This window comes from Sinorhizobium sp. M4_45 (assembly GCF_002885915.1).
GTDB lineage: Bacteria > Pseudomonadota > Alphaproteobacteria > Rhizobiales > Rhizobiaceae > Sinorhizobium > Sinorhizobium meliloti_A.
In genome coordinates this window covers 71234-87959 of record NZ_NWVE01000003.1, presented here as the reverse complement: position 1 = coordinate 87959, position 16726 = coordinate 71234, and the positions used below count along the sequence as shown (strand labels likewise).

General features: G+C 63.5%; 15 protein-coding genes. 11 read left to right on the top strand and 4 right to left on the bottom strand.

Features of this window, described 5'->3' with window-relative positions; translation table 11 throughout:
- Position 1 precedes the first annotated feature (1 nt).
- Both CN933_RS10675 and CN933_RS32225 read right to left on the bottom strand, forming a co-directional pair.
- Positions 2-325 (bottom strand): hypothetical protein, encoded by a 324-nt coding sequence (locus tag CN933_RS10675; RefSeq protein ID WP_018095948.1) that lies wholly within the window; start codon positions 323-325, stop codon positions 2-4.
- Between the two features lie 3 nt (positions 326-328).
- The gene (locus tag CN933_RS32225; protein ID WP_280951567.1) at positions 329-460 is read right to left on the bottom strand and encodes a hypothetical protein; all 132 of its coding nucleotides are present in this window, start codon (positions 458-460) and stop codon (positions 329-331) included.
- Between the two features lie 175 nt (positions 461-635).
- On the opposite strand from CN933_RS32225, the gene CN933_RS10665 reads away from it, so the two are divergent.
- The gene (locus tag CN933_RS10665; protein WP_100670916.1) at positions 636-1142 is read left to right on the top strand and encodes a ferritin-like domain-containing protein; all 507 of its coding nucleotides are present in this window, start codon (positions 636-638) and stop codon (positions 1140-1142) included.
- A gap of 74 nt (positions 1143-1216) precedes the next feature.
- On the opposite strand, the gene CN933_RS10660 is transcribed toward CN933_RS10665, so the two are convergent.
- Entirely contained in the window at positions 1217-2014 is a 798-nt protein-coding gene (locus tag CN933_RS10660; protein WP_180980710.1) for an endonuclease/exonuclease/phosphatase family protein, read from the bottom strand.
- Positions 2015-2024: 10 nt separating this feature from the next.
- On the opposite strand from CN933_RS10660, the gene CN933_RS10655 reads away from it, so the two are divergent.
- Entirely contained in the window at positions 2025-2966 is a 942-nt protein-coding gene (locus CN933_RS10655) for a lysylphosphatidylglycerol synthase domain-containing protein (RefSeq protein ID WP_102761462.1), read from the top strand.
- Here the strand turns inward: CN933_RS10655 and CN933_RS10650 are convergent.
- Complete coding sequence (locus CN933_RS10650) at positions 2861-4513, bottom strand: phospholipase D-like domain-containing protein (RefSeq protein ID WP_102761461.1); 1653 nt, start codon at positions 4511-4513, stop codon at positions 2861-2863. The genes CN933_RS10655 and CN933_RS10650 overlap by 106 nt on opposite strands.
- A gap of 144 nt (positions 4514-4657) precedes the next feature.
- Here CN933_RS10650 and CN933_RS10645 point away from each other — a divergent pair, with 144 nt between their 5' ends.
- The 9 genes from CN933_RS10645 to CN933_RS10605 all read left to right on the top strand — a co-directional run bounded on the left by CN933_RS10645 (position 4658) and on the right by CN933_RS10605 (position 16668).
- The gene (locus tag CN933_RS10645) at positions 4658-6475 is read left to right on the top strand and encodes a thiamine pyrophosphate-binding protein (protein ID WP_102761460.1); all 1818 of its coding nucleotides are present in this window, start codon (positions 4658-4660) and stop codon (positions 6473-6475) included.
- Positions 6476-6551: 76 nt separating this feature from the next.
- Positions 6552-6929 carry a sensory rhodopsin transducer gene (locus CN933_RS10640; RefSeq protein WP_018095941.1) on the top strand — a complete coding sequence of 126 codons (378 nt, stop codon included), beginning with the start codon at positions 6552-6554 and terminating at the stop codon, positions 6927-6929.
- A gap of 1 nt (position 6930) precedes the next feature.
- Complete coding sequence (locus CN933_RS10635; protein ID WP_102761459.1) at positions 6931-8160, top strand: D-arabinono-1,4-lactone oxidase; 1230 nt, start codon at positions 6931-6933, stop codon at positions 8158-8160.
- Between the two features lie 102 nt (positions 8161-8262).
- On the top strand, positions 8263-8658 hold the full coding sequence (locus tag CN933_RS10630) for a sensory rhodopsin transducer (RefSeq protein WP_018095939.1): 396 nt from the start codon (positions 8263-8265) through the stop codon (positions 8656-8658).
- A complete protein-coding gene (locus CN933_RS10625; RefSeq protein WP_018095938.1) occupies positions 8655-10289 on the top strand; it encodes an alpha-amylase family protein in 1635 nt (544 codons plus the stop codon). Before CN933_RS10630 ends, CN933_RS10625 begins: the two co-directional genes overlap by 4 nt.
- Position 10290: 1 nt before the next feature.
- A complete protein-coding gene (locus tag CN933_RS10620) occupies positions 10291-11262 on the top strand; it encodes a TIGR03885 family FMN-dependent LLM class oxidoreductase (RefSeq protein ID WP_102761458.1) in 972 nt (323 codons plus the stop codon).
- A 106-nt stretch (positions 11263-11368) separates the two neighbouring features.
- A complete protein-coding gene (lhgD, locus tag CN933_RS10615; RefSeq protein ID WP_018095936.1) occupies positions 11369-12589 on the top strand; it encodes an L-2-hydroxyglutarate dehydrogenase in 1221 nt (406 codons plus the stop codon).
- Between the two features lie 87 nt (positions 12590-12676).
- Positions 12677-14560, top strand: a complete 1884-nt coding sequence (locus CN933_RS10610; protein ID WP_102761457.1) for a sigma-54-dependent Fis family transcriptional regulator — start codon at positions 12677-12679, stop codon at positions 14558-14560.
- A gap of 305 nt (positions 14561-14865) precedes the next feature.
- The gene (locus CN933_RS10605) at positions 14866-16668 is read left to right on the top strand and encodes an NAD(P)/FAD-dependent oxidoreductase (protein WP_102761456.1); all 1803 of its coding nucleotides are present in this window, start codon (positions 14866-14868) and stop codon (positions 16666-16668) included.
- The last annotated feature ends 58 nt before the right edge of the window (positions 16669-16726 follow it).

Genomic DNA, 16726 nt, shown 5'->3' with positions numbered 1-16726 from the left:
GTTAAAGCTGCGTCGAGATGATGTTGGCGACGCTCACCTCGCCGCGCAGCACGCCGCGTTGCGTGCCGTCGGGGGCCGGCCCCTCCTCGACCACGGTGTAGAGCTTCTCGCTGCGAAACGCGCTGGCCATGTCGGTCGTCACCCCTTCCGCCGGCTTGGCGTCGATCTCGAGGAAATCGAGCTCCGCCTCGCTTGCGACGATGCGGGCATCGCCGCTCGACCTTGCCGCCACCACGACCTCGCCCTGGTAGCTGGCATTCTGCCAGTTGGGATCGTCGGGCTCGGCGAGCGGCGACAGACGGTATATCTTGAGCTCTTCGTGCATGTGCTACTCCGACTGGTCGATCGCATGCGGCGGCGGTTGCCCCGATTCGGCCGACTGGTCGAGAGGAAACATCATCCAGAGCGCCGCAATCACCACCAGGGCGACGATCACTGCTGCAGCCAGGATCTTGGACATGTGAACCTTCCGACGATTGTCGAGACCGAACCGCGAAACCTGCGGTCTTCCGGCCTCCAATCACCAAGGCGTCGAATTGTTCCGAAGCCGCAGGGTGACGCGATCACGCGCCGTTCTGCAGGAACATTTCGGGAAATCGCCGGTTGGAGGACGCGCGAAAAGAAAGGGATATCCGATGGCTACTGCGAACGAACACCTTGTGGCTTGGCTCAGGGATGCACATGCGATGGAAGAGCAGGCGATCACGATGCTCACCAGCCAATCGAGCCGGCTGGAAAACTATCCAGAACTCAAGACCAGGATCGACCGCCACCTGCAGGAGACGAAGGACCAGGCGGCCATGCTCGAGCGCTGCCTCGAACGGCTCGACGGCGGAACCTCGAGCATCAAGGATATCAGCGGGAAGATCGTTGCCTTCGGGCAAGGCCTGAGCGGCCTCTTCGTCAGTGACGAAGTCGTCAAGGGCACGCTGGCCAGCTATACATTCGAGCATATGGAAATCGCCAGCTACAGGATTCTCATCGCCGCAGCCGAACAGGCGGGCGATCAGGAGACGAAGCGGGTCTGCGAGAGCATCCTGCAGCAGGAAATCGCGATGGCCGAGTGGCTGGCTGAGAACGCCGGTGAGATCACGCGTAGATTCCTGGAGCGAGACCAGCGGGACGTGACGGCCAAACACTGAAACCGTTCAGCCGAGAATCCTGCGGGACCTGCCGGCAGCGCCGCGCCTCCGACAAGATGCGCGGCGCTGTCGTTTCAGGCCTCCTGCTTTTCGTCTCGCGTCACTACGTCCAGCTCGGCAAGCAGCGGAAGATGATCCGAAGCGCTTCGCGCCAGCGTGCTGCCGTGTACCCTGCAGGAAGCCACTTCTATGCCTTTGCCGATCAGCACGTGATCGATGCGCAGCAGCGGCAATCGCGATGGAAAAGTCGGCCGCGGCTTGGCGCCGGTCAGCAGTTGCGCGTCGCTGAGCTGTCGGGCCAGGAGCCTGTAGGCGGTCGAACGCCCCGTGGCGTTGAGATCGCCTGCCAGGACCACGTGAGCGTCCCCCTGGGCCATTCCTCCGAGCCAGCCGGGGCCTAGAAGGGCGGTCGCCTGGCGCAGGCGCTCGGCGCCGCGCAATCCGAGATGCGTCACGATCACCTGAAGCTTGACTTCGGCGACGTCGATCTCCACCCAGAGTGCGCCTCGAGGCTCGCCGGACGAGGGGAGGGGTGCTGCCTTGATCAGCCGCATAGGCAAGGCCGTCAGAACGGCGTCTCCGTATTTCTCGTCCTCCAGGTGGAGAGCCGGATGGAACTCGGCTTCCATGTTGAGATGCGTGGCGATCATATGGGCCTGGTCTATTCCGCCGGTGCGGGCGCGGCCGACGTCGACCTCCTGCAATGCGATGACGTCGGGCTGGCACTCGGCGATGACGGCGGCGATGCGCGCGGGATCGAGCCTGCGGTCGGTGCCGAAGCAGCTGTGAACGTTGTAGGTGAGGAAACGTATCCGCTGTCGCATCGCCTTCGGAACACGCAGCATCTGCTTTTCGTTCCGGTGGGTGCGCAAGGGAGGGCCGATGTCCAGAAAAATTCTAGCGAGATTGTTCATCGCTGCCGGTATCTGCGTGGCGGGCTGGTTGATCTATCGGACCCTCAGCCAACACAGCTTTCATGAAATCGTCGATTCGATCATGCGGATTCCGGCCCGGAATCTCTTGGTGGGCATCGGTTTCGTCTTTCTCTCCTATTTCTGCCTGACCCTCTTCGACACCCTCGCCATCCGCTATGTCGGGCGGAAGCTCGCCTATCCGCAAATCGCCATCGCTTCCTTCACCAGCCTTTCGATCGGCCACAATGTCGGCGGTGCGGCCTTGAGCAGCGGTGCCGTCCGCTACCGGTTCTACTCGCGCTGGGGGCTGAGCGCCGAAGAGGTGGCGAAGGTCATTCTCTTCTGCGGTGTCACCGTCGGCCTCGGCCTTGTCACACTGGCCGGGCTTTGTTTTCTGATCGTGCCGGCGGGTGCCGCGCGCCTTACCGGATTTTCCACGACCGGCGCTTTTCTGTTAGGCACTGCCTGCATCGCGGCCGCGGCTGGTTACGTCCTGCTCGCCTATTTTCTGCGGGGCTCGGTTCGCATCTTTCGCTGGACTTTCGAAATGCCCTCGGTGGGGATTGCCGCCTTGCAGGTCGTCGTCGGAGTCGCCAACTTCCTCTGCGTCAGCGCAGCGTTGCATCAGTTGCTCAGCGCCTTCCAGGAGGTGAGTTTCATCGATACGGCCATGGCCTATGTCGGGGCCGGCGTCACCGCGATCGTCAGCCATGTCCCCGGCGGCATCGGCGTACTCGAGGCGACGATCGCATTTCTGCTTGGCAGTTCGGCGAGCCTGGGCGCTCTGATCGCCTTTCGGGCGATCTATTTCTTCCTGCCGCTGCCGCTCGGCTTGATCTTGCTTTCGGTCGCGGAGTTCGTCGCCCGTCGAGATGATGAAAAGAGCCTGGCGAGCAAGGCGAAAAGCTGACCGATCCAGCGCCTCACGAGCTTGTGCGTGCGGTAAAAGGGTCGGATCGGCCTCTGCGGGTCGACGATCTCCGTGCCCCAGATGAGACTGGTCGCGCCGTCGTCATCGATCCCATCGAAGGCGCGTATGCCGCGCCGGCGCGTGTTCAACCTGTCCAAGGTGGCGACGAGAGAGTTCGTTTCCCTTAGTGCCTTCTCGACGTCGTCCGCCTCGATGTCGAGATGTTCTGCGATCAGGCCGTTGCGGACAGTGGCAATGGCGGCGCGCTGTCCTTCGTCGGCGGCTTCTACGGCGACGTCGCATTCGGTGTCGAGGCTTGCCGAGCGGTGGTTGAAGTTCGACGAGCCGACGCGGAAAAAACGATCGTCGATCGCGACCACCTTGGAATGGATAATCACCTCCTGCTCGGATCCGTCGGCCGCGGGAACGACCGGGTAGGCGACCCTGAGCCTGCCGTAGCGGTCGGCCCGCTTGAGCCGCCGAACCAGGCGGTCGCGGTTTCCTCCCATGACGATGCGTTCCAGAAGCCCATGCGAGCTGCGGGTGGTGATGACCACCACTTCCGGGCCGTCAGGCTCCTGCAGCCGGTCGCAGAGCAACTGTCCGATTCTTCCCGATGCGAAATACTGGTTTTCGATGTAGATGTGACGTCGCGCACTGCGCAAGGCATCCAGGGTCAGCCGCAGCGCCTCCTGGCGGCCGCGCCTTTTGCCGGAGCCCGGCTCCGTGCGGGCGATTGCGACCAGGCAACCCTCGAGCACCGGCACCGCGCCGTTCGGCCATGCAAGCGCCCTCGCGGGCGGCGCCTCGATTTCCTCGCCCGTAGAGGCTTTCCAGCGAGATCTGCAGAGATCACCGATGGCGCGGCTCGCCTCGCCGTCGAGCGCCACCTGGATGTCATGTACCGGATCATAGGGTTTTCCGTCCGGATCACGCCGCAACTCGTTCTCGGCCGCGTGCTCCGGCGTGTCCCAACGGCGCGCCGTCAGGTCGATGCCCCCGGCAAAGGCGATGCTGTCGTCTATGCAGACGAGCTTCTGGTGATGCGACCCGCGCAGCGCCCGATGGCTCGCGAAGCGAAGTTCGATCTGCGGATGGGCCGCCCATTGCTGCTTGCGAAATAGCCTGAGCGACTTTCCCGAATAGATCGGTCCCATCGCCCAGACGAGAATGCGGATCTTCAGTTTCGGCTTTTGTGCAGCGAGGCGCTCGAGCCTGCTACCGAGCGATTCCGCTTGGGGGTCGTCGGGTCTGAGCTTGATGCGCGGATCGAAGTCCCATCCGGTGATCCAGATCTGCTCTTCCGCCTGGTCGAACGTACTGTCGAGACAAGCATAATAGGCGGCTGCGTCCACCAGGAAGGACAAATGCCGCGCGGGCGCGCTGCGCCAGACATTCTCCGCCTCCTTTATTATCGGCCGGCTTGTCCGACGCCGTCGGCCGGCCGGATTTCCGGTGAACGCGCTTTTCCAGTCCAAGCTTCCTATCCCGTGTGTGGCGACTGGAAATGAATCCCTTTCAACCGTGATTTGTTCCAGGAGCAGCATTGTTGTGGAACAAACCCTTTGCGGCCGACCCGATCAGCGGAGCTTTGCCATGGCGGAACATTTCCCGGCAGGACGAGATTAGAAGGCTCCAAGCCTTCAATCGAACCCGCCAATCACCTTACGCTGACCGGAGGAGGGGCAAATATGCCGAACGCTTCCGATATCCTCATCGAAACACTTATCGAATGGGAGGTCGACGTCGTCTTCGGCCTGCCCGGAGACGGCATCAACGGCATCATGGAGGCGCTCAGGAGGCGGCAGGATCGCATCCGGTTCGTTTCCGTGCGCCATGAGCAATCGGCCGCCTTCATGGCATGCGCCTATGCCAAATTCACCGGCAGGCTCGGCGTCTGTCTCGCTACATCGGGCCCAGGCGGCACGAATCTGCTGACCGGCCTCTACGATGCGAAGCTTGACCAGATGCCGGTGCTCGCGATCACCGGCATGCAGTATCATGACCTGATCGAGACGTTCTCCCAGCAGGACGTCGATCTCACCCGCGTCTTCGAAAACGTCGCCGTCTACAACGCTCAGGTGAACGACGCAGCCCACATGGAAAACCTCGCGAGCCTTGCCTGCCGGTCGGCGCTCTCCAAGCGCGGCGTGGCGCATCTTTCGATCGCCAATGACGTGCAGGAGCGGACGGCCGATGGCGGGCGGTCCCGCCGCAACCGGCCGGGGCACATGCCGAGCCGATATTTCGCCGGCAAGCTCTTGCCGCTCGAAAGCGATCTTTCGAGAGCGGCGGATCTCCTGAATGCGGGCAGGAAGGTGGCAATTCTTGCGGGGCGCGGCGCACTCGAGGCGAAGGAGGCTCTCCGCGAGACGGCGGAACTGCTGGGCGCGCCCGTGGCAAAGGCTCTTCTCGGCAAAGCGGTGCTGCCCGACGACGACCCGCTGACCACCGGCGGCATCGGCATACTCGGCACCGCACCGTCGCAGGAAATCATGCAGCAATGCGACACGCTGCTCATCGTCGGCTCGACCTTCCCCTATATCGAATACTATCCGAGGCCGAACACGGCAGCCGGAATCCAGATCGACCATGACCCGCAGCGCATCGGCCTGCGCTACCCCGTCGAGGTCGGGCTTGTCGGCGAGGCAGGCGAGACCCTCCGCATGCTCAATAAGCGGCTCGAACGCAAGCAGGACAGGTCGTTCCTCGAGCGGGCGCAAGAGCAGACGCGAAACTGGCGCCGGGAACTGCGGGCGATGGAAGGCGACAGAAGTTCTCCCCTTAAACCACAGGCAGCGGTCGCGGCTTTCGGCCGGCGCATTGCGAAGAACGGCATCGTCGTCACCGACTCCGGGCAGAACACCGAGCTTGCGGCCCGTCATGTCGATCTCGGAGCGGACCACATGTTCGCGGTCTCCGGCGCCCTCGCCTCGATGGCTTCGGGCCTGCCTTATGCTATCGCGGCGGGCATCGCCATGCCGGACCGCCCGGTCTATGCGATCGTCGGCGACGGCGGACTGGCGATGCAGCTCGGCGAATTTGCAACAGCCGCCGGCTACAGGATTCCTTTGAAGCTTTTGGTGATCCGAAACGACATGCTGAACCAGATCGCCTGGGAGCAGATGATGTTTCTCGGCAATCCGCAATTCGGCTGCGAGTTGCCGCCGATCGATTTCGCCGCGGCGGCGGAGGCCATGGGCGGCCGGGGCTTCACCGTCCAGTCCTTCGGCGAACTGGACGGGATCATGGATCAGGCCTTCGCCGCGGATGGGCCGGTGGTCATCCAGGCGCTGGTCGATCGCTACGAGCCGCTGATGCCGCCGAAAATGCCGGAGGATTACGCCCGTAACTTCCGTGCCGCGCTGCCGGAAACGCCCGGGCACGAGAAGATCGAGGAAAACCTCAAGAACTCCTCTGCCGGCAGGAAGGTAACCGACGAGGAGCCGCAGCCGCCGCATGAGGCGGCGCCGGACGCGAACACCGGCGAATTGCCCGGAATTCCGTAGAACGCAACCCCGCCGCCGGGAACAAAGCATGCCTTCTTTGGTTCGAACCCGAAGTATCGGCTTCGAGGACCCGAGAATGACGCATGCTATCGGCAGCAGGCGATGGGCAATCGCCGACGGCTACATCCCTTCTTCGAGCGCGAGCGACGATCCGGAGCTTGCCTCCCACGAAAGCGCCTGCATCCTGAATACCGGTGACACGCCGGCCAAGGTCGAGATCACGCTGTTCTTTTCCGACCGGGAGCCAGCAGGCCCGTACCGTCTTGCCGTTGCGGCCCGCCGGACGGTCCACCTGCGTTTCAACGATCTCGACGATCCGGAGCGCGTGCCGCGGGACACGCCCTACGCCTCGCTGATCGAATCCGACATGCCGATCGTCGTGCAGCAGACGCGGCTCGATTCCCGGCAGCCGCCCCACGCTCTGTTGAGCACAATCGCCTATTGCCAGGAGTAGCATGCCGAACACACCGTGGAGTGCTACCTCTGAGAACCTCGGTCAGGATTTTCACAACTGGTCGGGCGGCCTGCGCTTTCGTCCTTCGCGGCTGGAGGTGCCGGGGGACGAGGAAACCGTGGCGTCGCTCGTGCGCGCAGCCGCGCGGCAGGGCCGCAGCATACGGCCGGTCGGCTCAGCCCATTCGTCGAGCGAGGTTTACGTGACCGACGACATTCTCGTCTCGCTGGCCGCTATCTGCGGCTTACGCGAGCATGATGCACAACACTGTCGCGCCACGGTCGGCGCCGGCTCGCAGCTGACCGAGCTCAGCAAGGAGCTGCAGGCGGCCGGCTTGACGCTCTCCAATTTCGGCGACGTGGCGACCCAGACCGTCGGCGGTGCGATTGGAACCGGAACGCATGGGTCCGGACGGAATTTCCCAAACCTGTCGATGATGCTCGTGGGCGGCCGCCTGGTCACCGCCAGGGGTGAGATAAGGACGTTCGACGTGGAAGAGGAGCCGGACTTCGTGCGGGCTCTGCGCGTCTCCTTCGGGACGCTCGGCATTCTCACCTGGATCACTCTGAAGCTCGAGCCGTTGCACGATCTGCACCGCCAGGAATGGTGCCTTGCCTTCGAGGCCTGCATGGAGGTGTTCGACAAGCTCTCCCGCGAAAATCGGAATTTCGATTTTTACTGGTATCCCCGCTCCGACGAGGTGAAGATCCGCTGCCTCAACCCGCCCGGCGAGGAGAAGGATTACAGCGCCTTCGCGCGGCTGGCAAAGGACGAAACCGGCCCGCCGCACGAGGTCATTCCCCAGCACAGCGACCTTCCCCATCGCTTCGAGGAGATGGAATATTCCATGCCCGCCGAAGTGGGGCCGGAATGCCTCGGAAAGCTGCGCGCGCGGATCAAGGAAAGATGGCGCCGCTCGGTCGGCTGGCGTCTGCTTTATCGCTACATCAAGGCAGACGACAGCTGGCTCAGCGAGGCCTATGGGCGGGATTCCGTGAGCATATCGCTTCACCAGAATGCGACGCTCCCCTATTGGGACTTCTTTCTCGATCTCGAACCGATCATGCGCGATCACGGCGGACGGCCGCACTGGGCGAAGAAGCACAGCCTTCGCGCAGCCGAGCTCAGACCGCTTTACCCGATGTGGGATCGCTTTCTCGCGCTCCGGCAGGAAATGGACCCGGACGGGCGTTTTCTCACGCCTTATCTGCGCGGGCTTTGCGGGTGCTAGAGCGGGATGCGGAAAAGCGAAGTGCGTTTTTCCGCTCGGAATCGATCACGTTCATGTCTTCAGGTCGACCCGACCTGAGAACATCGTGACCTAGGAGGATACATGCAGGCGATCGGCAAGAGACGATGGACGATAGCCGGAGGGCATATTCCCCTTGAAAGCAACGGTCCGGAACCCGAATTCACGAGCCGCGACGAGATCGCGGTGCTCAACTGCTCGGACAGCCCGGCCAGGCTCCGCATTCATATCCATTATGCGAATCGTCCGGCTGTCGGACCTTATGAGGTGGAGGTCGCCGCAAGGCGGGTCCGCCGCGTCCGCTTCAACGACCTGATCTTTCCCGAGGCGCTGCCGCTGGACGAGGATTTCGGCGCAGTCATCGACGCGGATGTTCCCGTGGTCGTGCAATTTACCCGGCTCGACAGCGGCACAGCATCGCGCGGCGCGGTCGCGACCGCGGCCTATGCGGAGCGGAACCTTCAAGGGAGCGGACGATGAAAGAGGCGCCGTGGTTCTCGAACTCGGTCATCTATGGAATCGATGTGCGCAGATTCTCGGACGGAAATGGCGACGGGATCGGCGACTTCATAGGTCTGAAAGAGCGCGTGCCTTATCTGCACTATCTCGGCATCGACTGCGTCTGGCTCTCGCCCTTCTTCAGGTCCCCCTTCGCCGATAACGGCTACGACGTCAGCGACTACTATTCCATCGATCCCGTTCTCGGAACGCTGAACGACTTCCTGGATTTCCTGCACGCCGCCGGCGAACAGGGCATTCGCGTCGTCATCGATCTCGTCGCCAACCACACTTCCAGTGAGCATCCCTGGTTCCAGGCGGCGCGACGCGACGCGAGGTGCCGTTTTCGCGACTATTACGTCTGGTCGGAAAGTCCGCCTCCGGTCGCTCCGGATAACGAGACCGCGTTTCCCGGCGAGGAAAGCAGCGTCTGGACGTTTGACGATGTCGCCCAGGCCTATTACTTCCACAAGTTCCGCCATTTCCAGCCGGACCTGAACATCGCCAACCCGGCGGTGCGCGACGAGTTGCTGCGGGTGGTGGACTACTGGCTGACATTGGGCGTCGACGGATTTCGGGTGGATGCCGCGCCATTCGTGATCGGCGAAACCGGCATAGAACACGCTGACCCCAGAGACCCCCAGGGCTTTCTCAGGGAAATGCGCGCGCTGATCGATGGCCGGCGCCCGGACGGTCTTTTGCTCGGCGAAGCTGACCTGGCGCCGGAAGAGCTGCGCTCCTATTTCGGCGAGGGAAAGCTCGACCTCCTGTTCAACTTCGTGCTGTGCGGGGCCTTCGCCGCGAGCCTCGCGCGGCAGAAGGCCGACCTCATCGGCCAGGCGCTTTCGATCATGCCGGAGCCGCCTCCCCATTGCGGCTGGGCGAACTTCCTGCGCAATCTCGACGAACTGAACCTCGATCGCCTGCCGGAAGACATTCGGGAAGAAACCTTTGCGGTCTTCGCCCCGGATGAACAGATGCGGATCTACGGACGCGGCATCAGGCGCCGCCTTGCGCCTATGCTGGACGGAAACCGGGCGAGAATGGAACTCGCCTTCAGTCTGCTTTTGTCTTCGCCGGGCGTGCCGCTCGTTCTCTACGGCGACGAGATCGGTCTCGGCGAGGACCTTTCACGTCCCGGCCGCGAGCCGGTTCGCGTGCCCATGCAGTGGAATGCGGGTACCAATGCAGGCTTCTCCACGGCCCAGCGCGGCAAACTCGTCCAGCCGCCGGTGACAGATGGCCCATTCTCCTTCAAGCGGGTCAATGTCGAAGCTCAGCGTGACGATCCGGGGTCGCTTCTGAACCGCGTGCGGGCGATGATCCTGGCGCGGCGCCGGCACGAGCTCTTCAACCGGGGACGCCCGGTCATGCTGCACACCGGAGACCCGGCGCTGTTCGCAGTGGCCTATTCCGACGGCACCGAATTGTTCGTCGTGTTGCACAATCTTTCGGACGCCAAGCGGCGGGCGGAGCTCGAACTGCCCGGCGCAATCGACGCCAGGCTCAATGATATTCTCGGCGAACGTGAGGTTGAGCTTTCCGGGCAGCGTCTGGCGATAGGGCTGGGTCCCTTCGGCTACGTGTGGCTTCATTCGGGAAGGAAGGATTGAGATGGCGAGGATCGGCTATCACGCATCGCATGAGCAGTTCACCCCGCTCGACCTGCTGAACTGGGCGCGGGCGGCAGAACAGGCAGGCTTCGATTGCACCATGTCGTCCGACCATCTGGCGCCCTGGAGCGAACGCCAGGGGCAAAGCGGCTTTGCCTGGGCGTGGCTCGGCGCCGCCCTCCAGGCAACCGAGCGGAGCTTCGGTCTCGTCACGGTACCTTGCGGCTGGCGCTATCACCCGGCGATAACGGCCCAGGCCGCCGCAACCCTTGCGCAGATGTTTCCGCGCCGCCTTGCCTGGCTTGCGCTCGGCACTGGCGAGGCGCTGAACGAGCATGTCGTCGGCGGAGCCTGGCCGGGAAAGGCGGAACGAAACGCCAGGCTGCGCGAGGCGGTTGACGTTATACGCGAGCTTTTTGCCGGCCGAACGGTGACGAGGGACGCGCCCATTGCCGTCTCCGAGGCCCGGCTTTACACGCTTCCCGAATGTCCGCCTACGCTGATTGCCGCGGCGTTGACGCCGGAAACGGCGGAAGGTGCCGGCGAATGGGCGGACGGTCTCATAACGGTCAATCAGTCGCCGGAAAAGCTCGCGGCGATAGCCGACGCGTTCAAGCGCGGCGGCGGCGACGGCAAGCCACTCTGCCTTCAGGTTCATGTCTCCTATGCCCGAAGCGACGAGGAGGCGCGACGGAACGCCTTCGACCAGTGGCGGAGCAATGCGCTCAGCGCCTTTCAATCGGAAACCCTGAGGACGCCGGGCGACATAGAAACGGCGACGAGCGGCGTCCGCCCGGAGGACCTCGACGCCTATGTCCGGATTTCTTCCGATCCGGGGCGGCACCTTGCCTGGATCGAAGAGGATGTCGCGGCAGGCTTCGACGAAATCTATCTCCACAATGTCGGGCGCAATCAGCTCGAATTCATCGAGGTCTTCGGGGGCACGGTGCTGCCGCGCGTGCGCGCTTCCTGATCGGCAACCGAGTAAGCGACGACAGCCACCTCGCCGGTTTCCACCTTGACGTCCGGTGCATTATCTTCCCCATGCCGGCAGGACCGGGGGCAAGAGGGGTTGCGGCTTGTACGAATATTGTATCATCGGAGGCGGCATCGTCGGCCTTGCGACCGCTATGGCGCTGCAGGAACGGGTGCCGGGCGCCAACATCGTGCTTCTGGAAAAGGAGAGGGAGCTTGCGCGCCATCAGACGGGCCACAACAGCGGCGTGATTCACGCCGGAATTTACTATGCACCGGGGTCCCTGAAAGCGAAGCTGTGCCGTGAAGGAGCGGAGGCGACCAAAGAGTTCTGCACCGGGAACGGCATATCGTTCGAAACCTGCGGCAAATTGCTGGTCGCGACGAACGCTGCCGAGATCGAGCGCATGGAGAGCCTGGAAGAAAGAGCACAGCAGAATGGGATCGAATACTCTCGCCTGTCGAAGTCGCAGCTGCGATCGGACGAGCCTAACATCGCCGGCCTCGGTGCGCTTCTCGTCCATACGACGGGGATTGTCGATTATTCGGCCGTTTGCCGGGCGATGGCCGAGCGCATCGAAACCCGGGGCGGCGACATCCGGCGCGGGATCGAGGCCACTGCCATTGCCGAAGAGGATGGCGGCGTGCGGATCGCAAGTGCATCCGGCCGCATCGAAGCGCGCAAGCTGATCGCCTGCGCCGGCCTGCAGTCCGACCGCATCGCCTTGATGGCCGGGCTCAGCATTGACCACCGCATCGTTCCGTTCCGGGGCGAATATTACGTGTTGCCGCCGTCGAAGGCCGGCGTGACCCGGCGCCTCATCTACCCCATTCCCGACCCGAACCTTCCTTTCCTGGGAATTCACCTGACCCGGACGATCGGCGGAGGCATGACCGTCGGCCCCAATGCGGTGCTGGGCTTTGCCCGCGAGGGCTACCCAAAGGGCAGCTTCAAAGCGGCCGATGTAGCGAACATGGCGGCGTTTCCCGGCTTCTGGAAAATGGCGGCGAAGAATTGGCGTTCAGCGATCGCGGAATTCGCCAATTCGGCATCGCGGTTCCGCTATCTGCGGGAGTGCCGCAAATACTGCCCCTCGCTCACGATAGACGATCTCGCGGTCCCGCAGGCGGGCATCCGGGCGCAGGCGGTCATGGCCGACGGCAGCCTCGTCCATGACTTCCTCTTCAAACAGACCGAAAGGATGCTCCACGTCTGCAACGCGCCATCGCCGGCTGCTACCTCCGCAATTCCGATCGGCCGCATGATCGTGGATCGCCTGCTCGAGGGGGGGCCTCCCACGGCGGAACGACAACTTCATCGGTAGTGCATCGAGCCGCCGCTTCCTTTACTTTCGGACCTGTCATGCGCACACTCTGCCGGAGGAGCAAGCGCGGTCCGTTGGGAGGCGGCGATGGTTTCACATTCCGAGCATATCCGCGAAATCGAACGCGTCAGCCGTGGTCTTCCCGTGCGCCGCGACGAGACGGTCGTGAAATCGTGGCTGCGCTGCCTGGAGCATCACCGGCTCGATCCGGCGCAGAGTTGTGAAGCCTATATCGTCCCGGAAACGCGACTTAGGGAACACCGCCAGCAATCGGAGGATCTGATCGCCATCGCCCGTTCGGGGCTCGAAAACCTGTTCCGCCAGGTGGCGGGGCAGAACTACGTGCTGCTGCTTTCCGACCGCGAAGGCGTGACGGTCGAGTTCCTCGGCGATCCCCTCTTCGGCAACAGCCTGCGCAAGGCGGGGCTCTATTTGGGTTCGGAGTGGTCCGAATGGCGCGCCGGGACCTGTGCGGTGGGCGCGTGCCTGGAAACGGGAGAGGCGCTGACGATCCACCAGACCGACCATTTCGACAACACCCACACGCCGCTCTCCTGCACGGCCGCGCCGATCTACGACATCCAGGGCGAACTCTCCGCCGTCCTCGACATCTCGCTTCTGAGTTCGCCAATCCTAAAGGCGAGCCAGAATCTTGCACTGCATCTGGTGACGGCGACCGTAAGGCGCATCGAGCTTGCCAATCTCATGGCGCAGGCGCGCAACCAATGGGTCCTGCGGTTCTCGCGCTCTCCCGAATTCCTCGACGTCGATCCGGAGGCGGCGATCTCGATCGACGGTCTTGGCCGGATCGCCGGCATGACCCATGCTGGGGCGAAAATCCTAGCGCGCTCGACGGGCCTCGACTGGCGCGATCCACGGCAACTGATCGGCGAGCCGGTGTCGCGCTTCTTGGACATCGAGATCGATGATCTGTCCGACCTTACCCGCCGGCGTCCGACCCAGGAGCGGCTCGTCTTTGCCCGGGACGGAAATGCGCTCTTCGCCCATGCGATCGAGCCGCACTCGAAGGTCCGCGCACCGCTCGCTTCGCACGAACAGATTCCACCGGCCTTGCGGCGGCTCGGCGGCGAAGCGCCCGTGATCGCGGCGCTCCAGGCAAAGGCGGCAAAGCTTGCACGGACGCGATTGCCGATCCTCATTCAGGGCGAGACCGGGACGGGCAAGGAACATCTCGCGCGCGCCATCCACGAGGGCAGCGGTCTCAAGGGCCAGTTCGTCGCCATCAATTGTGCCGCGATTCCGGAGCAGCTGATCGAAAGCGAGCTTTTCGGCTACTTGCCGGGAGCTTTCACCGGTGCTTCGGCCAAGGGCCGCAAGGGCCTGATCGAGCAGGCGGACGGCGGAACGCTCTTCCTCGACGAAATCGGCGACATGCCGCTTTCCCTGCAAAGCCGGCTGTTGCGCGTGCTTGCCGAAGGCGAGGTGCTGCCGGTGGGCGGGACGGCGCCGCGGAAGGTGCGTATCCGGGTTGTCTCGGCGTCGCATCGGTCGCTGAAGACGCTCGTCTCGCAAGGAGCATTCCGCGAGGATCTGTATTACCGGCTCAATGCCGCTACCCTCTCGCTCCCGGCCCTCAGGGACAGACCGGACTTCGACTGGGTGCTGGAGCGGCTCCTGAAGCGGCACAGTGACGGCGAATTGATATTGTCCGCGGCGGCCCTGGCTGCGCTCAAGGCTCATGATTGGCCGGGAAACATCCGCGAACTCGACAACGTCATCGCCGTCGCCGCGGCACTTGCCGAGAACGGCGTCGTGGAGCCCGGCGACCTGCCGGACCACCTCCTGGCGAATGCGGACACTGTCGGCGGAAGCGAGGCGAGCGCTGCCTTGAGCCTGACGCTCGCCGCTTGCGACTGGAACATTTCCGAGGCTGCCCGCCGGCTGGGGCTCGATCGCTCGACGGTGCACCGGCAGATCAAGCGCTACCGCCTCAAGCCACACCGCCATTGAGGCGCGGCGCCCCCTGCAGCCGGGATACCCCCTGGCCTGCCGGCCAGAGGCGGTTACACCTTACCGCCAGTCCTCGACGCGTAAATCCGTTGGGACGCGTAATCCCGGTGGCTGCCGTGCAACAGGCGCGGCGCCACACATGTTGCAGCCGCGTCGCTTCATGCGACACCTCCATGCTCTCTGCTCCTTGAAAATACGTGGTTTTCTGCCCTGGCACGGTCATTGCAGAAGGTGGTTCGACGATTGGCGTCTGCGGGCGGTTGAGGAGCCGCCCGTGTGTTATCCAAGCGAAGAGGAGGATACCCATGCTTGAAGAAAGTCCCGGCACCCGCATCGATACCGCGCTTGCCAAACTCGGAAAAGCCCTCGAGCAGGGCGACATCGATACGGCCGTCAATCTGTTTCAAGCCGACTGCTATTGGCGCGACCTCGTTGCCTTCACCTGGAATCTCAAAACGATGGAGGGGCAGGACCAGATCCGCGACATGCTGACGACGCAGCTCGCGGAGATCAAGCCGGCGCGCCTGCGCCAGGACGAGAACGAACCGGCAAGCGCCGGCGACGGCGTCACCGAAGGGTGGTTCGAGTTCGAGACCGAGGTGGCGCGCGGCCACGGCCATATCCGCCTCAAGAACGGACTGATCTGGACGCTCCTGACGACGATGACGGAGCTCAAGGGGCACGAGGAGCCGAAGGGGCTCAGGCGGCCGCTCGGCGCCGAACACGGTCATGACCCGAACCGCAGGACCTGGAAGGAAAAGCGCGAAGCGGAAGCAGCCGAACTTGGCTACACGATGCAGCCCTATGCCGTCATCATCGGCGGCGGCCAGGGCGGGATCGCGCTCGGCGCGCGCTTGCGGCAGCTCGGCGTGCCGACGATCATCATCGAGAAGAACGAACGACCGGGCGACAGCTGGCGCAAGCGCTACAAGTCGCTCTGCCTGCACGATCCGGTCTGGTACGACCATCTGCCCTATATCCCCTTCCCCGAAAACTGGCCGGTCTTTGCGCCGAAGGACAAGATCGGCGACTGGCTGGAGATGTATACCAGGGTGATGGAACTCAATTATTGGAGTTCCACAACCTGCAAGTCGGCCCGATACGACGAAGCGACCAAGGAATGGACGGTGGTCGTCGAGCGCAATGGCGAGGAGGTCGTCCTCAGGCCGAAGCAGCTCGTTCTCGCAACCGGCATGTCCGGCAAGCCGAACGTGCCGAAGCTCGAAGGCCAGGACATATTCAAGGGCGAGCAGCAACATTCGTCGCAGCATCCCGGTCCGGACGCCTATCGCGGCAAGAAGGTGGTCGTCATCGGCTCCAACAATTCCGCGCATGATATCTGCGCCGCACTTTGGGAGGGCGGCGCCGATGTGACCATGGTGCAGCGATCGTCGACCCACATCGTCAGATCGGACACGCTGATGGAGATCGGGCTCGGCGATCTTTATTCCGAGCGGGCGCTTGCCGCGGGCGTGACGACGCGCAAGGCCGACCTGATCTTCGCTTCGCTGCCCTACCGAATCATGCACGAGTTCCAGATTCCGTTTTACGAGAAAATGCGCGAGCGGGACGCCAGGTTCTATGCCGATCTCGAAAAGGCTGGCTTCATGCTCGACTGGGGCGCTGACGGCTCCGGCCTGTTCATGAAATATCTGCGCCGAGGCTCCGGCTATTATATCGACGTCGGCGCCTGCGACCTCGTCATCGACGGCAGCATCAAACTGAAGTCCGGTTCCGACGTCAGCCACCTGACCGAGGATGCCGTGGTGCTGAAGGACGGCACCGTGCTCCCGGCCGAACTCGTCGTCTACGCCACAGGCTACGGTTCGATGAACGGCTGGGCAGCGGACCTCATCTCGAAGGAGGTCGCCGACAAGGTCGGCAAGGTGTGGGGCCTCGGCTCCGATACACCGAAAGACCCGGGTCCATGGGAGGGCGAGCAGCGCAACATGTGGAAGCCGACGCAGCAGGAGGCGCTCTGGTTCCACGGTGGCAACCTGCATCAGTCGCGGCATTATTCGCAATATCTTTCGCTGCAGTTGAAAGCGCGCTGCGAAGGCATATCGACGCCGGTCTATGGCCTTCAGGAACGGCACCATCTATCCTGATCGGCAGTGCCAGCCGGAGAAGTCCGGCTGGCATCCGACGGCCCGGTGGGCGGGCCGG

Coding starts and splice junctions, on each gene's coding strand:
- CN933_RS10675 (WP_018095948.1), bottom strand. CDS start 325: ATGCACGAAGAGCTCAAGATATACCGTCTGTCGCCGCTCGCCGAGCCC.
- CN933_RS32225 (WP_280951567.1), bottom strand. CDS start 460: ATGTCCAAGATCCTGGCTGCAGCAGTGATCGTCGCCCTGGTGGTGATT.
- CN933_RS10665 (WP_100670916.1), top strand. CDS start 636: ATGGCTACTGCGAACGAACACCTTGTGGCTTGGCTCAGGGATGCACAT.
- CN933_RS10655 (WP_102761462.1), top strand. CDS start 2,025: ATGTCCAGAAAAATTCTAGCGAGATTGTTCATCGCTGCCGGTATCTGC.
- CN933_RS10650 (WP_102761461.1), bottom strand. CDS start 4,513: ATGCTGCTCCTGGAACAAATCACGGTTGAAAGGGATTCATTTCCAGTC.
- CN933_RS10645 (WP_102761460.1), top strand. CDS start 4,658: ATGCCGAACGCTTCCGATATCCTCATCGAAACACTTATCGAATGGGAG.
- CN933_RS10640 (WP_018095941.1), top strand. CDS start 6,552: ATGACGCATGCTATCGGCAGCAGGCGATGGGCAATCGCCGACGGCTAC.
- CN933_RS10635 (WP_102761459.1), top strand. CDS start 6,931: ATGCCGAACACACCGTGGAGTGCTACCTCTGAGAACCTCGGTCAGGAT.
- CN933_RS10630 (WP_018095939.1), top strand. CDS start 8,263: ATGCAGGCGATCGGCAAGAGACGATGGACGATAGCCGGAGGGCATATT.
- CN933_RS10625 (WP_018095938.1), top strand. CDS start 8,655: ATGAAAGAGGCGCCGTGGTTCTCGAACTCGGTCATCTATGGAATCGAT.
- CN933_RS10620 (WP_102761458.1), top strand. CDS start 10,291: ATGGCGAGGATCGGCTATCACGCATCGCATGAGCAGTTCACCCCGCTC.
- CN933_RS10610 (WP_102761457.1), top strand. CDS start 12,677: ATGGTTTCACATTCCGAGCATATCCGCGAAATCGAACGCGTCAGCCGT.
- CN933_RS10605 (WP_102761456.1), top strand. CDS start 14,866: ATGCTTGAAGAAAGTCCCGGCACCCGCATCGATACCGCGCTTGCCAAA.